Origin of the sequence: uncultured Limnohabitans sp. (assembly GCF_937889215.1) — a bacterium.
Classification (GTDB): domain Bacteria; phylum Pseudomonadota; class Gammaproteobacteria; order Burkholderiales; family Burkholderiaceae_C; genus Limnohabitans_A.
Map to the genome: position 1 here is coordinate 1 of NZ_CALBEX010000206.1, position 2311 is coordinate 2311.

At 58.5% G+C, this 2311-nt stretch carries 2 protein-coding genes and 1 pseudogene; all 3 read right to left on the minus strand.

Features of this window, described 5'->3' with window-relative positions; genetic code table 11:
- A partial coding sequence (locus tag Q0341_RS05370; protein ID WP_299511051.1) for a DUF3426 domain-containing protein occupies positions 1-618 on the minus strand: 618 nt, incomplete at its 3' end.
- 38 nt (positions 619-656) lie between these two features.
- Complete coding sequence (gene prmA, locus Q0341_RS05375; RefSeq protein WP_299511053.1) at positions 657-1544, minus strand: 50S ribosomal protein L11 methyltransferase; 888 nt, start codon at positions 1542-1544, stop codon at positions 657-659.
- Positions 1545-1550: 6 nt separating this feature from the next.
- Positions 1551-2311, minus strand: a pseudogene (locus Q0341_RS05380) (acetyl-CoA carboxylase biotin carboxylase subunit); the annotation flags it as partial.

The following is a 2311-nucleotide window of genomic DNA, read 5'->3' on the forward strand; positions in this document are numbered from 1 at the left end:
CCAACGCAAAGCATGGCCCTCACCGCGCTGGATCAGCTCAGAGCTGTCAATGACCAACCCTTGGGCATCGCGCAATGGCCTGACTTGGCAACCGATGGACTGACACACTTGGCGAATGACAGAAACACTCTTGGGCCAATAGGCGGCAATTGCATGTCTTTGCACAAACAGCAACTGCAACACCAAGGCCAGTGCCAGCACCCACACGGCATAGCGTATCACCCGTATTGAGCTTTTCGCAGTGGTCTGCGGCCCATCCATTGCGGCGGATGACGGTGCATCCAATGTGGGCTTGAAACTCGACAGGGCTTGCTCAAAAGCCACCAGTTCAGCACCGGCGGCTGGCTTGGTGTCCGAACGGTCTTCCTTTTGAAGCAAATCGTCCAGCGCCAATCGATCCGAGGGATCTGCCACCAAGTCGTTGTCGGCCATCAGGTCCGGTGCAACCACAGGCTCTTGGGCGACGAAGGCCGGTGGTGTCCAACGCAACACCAGACCGGTGCTGTCGAAAACATGGCCACATTGCCCGCACCGAAGCCACCCTTTGGCGGCTTGGATATCCGCTTTGGCGACTTGGTAATGGGTCGCGCACGAAGGGCAACGGGTGATCGAGTTCATGGCCAGATTGTAGTCAGGCGAAAAAGGTAATCAGCGGACTAAGCCAGCGCCTCAGCAGTCATCAAAATCCAGCCTTCTTGGGTGTCCGCCACTTCCAAGCGTATCCAAGGGGCATAAGCTGCTTTGAGCTCGTCGGCCTGACGCTCCAAAATGCCTGCCAAAACCAGGGCACCCCCGGGGGCCACATGGGCGCACAACAAAGGAGCCAGCACTTTGAGTGGCGTGGCCAAAATATTGGCCAATACCGTCTGGTACAAGCCTTGCGCCTTGTCTGGCAAGCCGGCTTGCAAGCTGACACCGTTGGCTTGGGCGTTCAGTTCGGTCGAGGTCACGGCCGCCTCGTCAATGTCCACCGCATCGATGACCGTGGCACCGTATTTGGCTGCACCGATGGCCAAAATGCCCGAGCCGCAACCATAGTCCAAAACGCGTTGATCTTGCACGCCATGCCGGGCAATCCAGCGCAAGCACATGCGGGTTGTCGGGTGGGTACCCGTGCCAAAGGCCAGCCCTGGGTCGAGACGAATGATCTGACGCGCCTGCTCAGGCGGTTCATGCCATGTGGGAACAATCCAGAAATCAGCGGTGATCTCCACCGGTGCAAACTGCGACTGGGTCAAACGCACCCAGTCTTGGTCGGCCAACAATTGGATGCCCAGCAGCTCACAGTCTTCAAAAAAGTCCTGCGCCACCAGCAAATCAGCTGCCTCTTGGGCGGCGGGCTCTTTGGCGAACAAGGCCACCATGCGCGAACGCTGCCAGCCCTCTTTGGGCGGCGGCATGCCAGGCTCGCCGAACAGGGCTTGTTCGGCCGGGGTTTGGGCATCCGCGTCTTCCACCGACACGCTCAGAGCGTCGAGCGCATCCAAGGCCTCGCTCAGCACATCCACCCGGTCTTCGGGACACAACAGGCTCAGTTCATGCATAAGGGTTCAGCGCTTGTGCTGGCTCAGCCAGTGTTCCAGGTAGTGGATGTTGGTGCCACCCTGCATGAACTTGGCATCCACCATCAGCTCGCGGTGCAGAGGAATGTTGGTGTTGATGCCTTCGATCACCGTCTCATTCAAAGCGGTCTGCATGCGGGCCAGAGCCTGCTCGCGGGTGTCGCCATGCACGATCAGCTTGCCAATCATGGAGTCGTAGTTCGGAGGCACAAAGTAGTTGTTGTAGACGTGAGAATCCACCCGCACGCCTGGCCCGCCGGGCATGTGCCAAGACGTGACGCGGCCGGGCGAAGGCGTGAACTTGAAAGGGTCTTCAGCGTTGATGCGGCATTCGATGGCATGGCCCCGAATCTGGATTTGCCGTTGGGTAAAAGGCAATTTTTCGCCAGCCGCAACCATGATTTGGGTCTTGACGATGTCCACACCCGTGACCCATTCGGTCACCGGGTGCTCCACTTGCACACGGGTGTTCATCTCGATGAAGTAGAACTCACCGTTTTCGTAGAGGAACTCAAAAGTCCCTGCGCCCCGATAGTTGATCTTCTTGCAAGCGGCAACGCAGCGCTCACCGATCTTGTCGATCAGCTTGCGGGGAATACCCGGTGCCGGCGCTTCTTCGATCACTTTTTGGTGACGCCGCTGCATAGAGCAGTCTCGCTCGCCCAGATACACGGCGTTGCGGTGCTTGTCCGCCATGATCTGGATTTCTACGTGGCGCGGGTTCTGCAGGAACTTTTCCATGTAGACCG

Bases quoted from the DNA above. Each gene is read 5' to 3' on its own strand.
- prmA (WP_299511053.1), bottom strand. From the start codon at position 1,544: ATGCATGAACTGAGCCTGTTGTGTCCCGAAGACCGGGTGGATGTGCTG.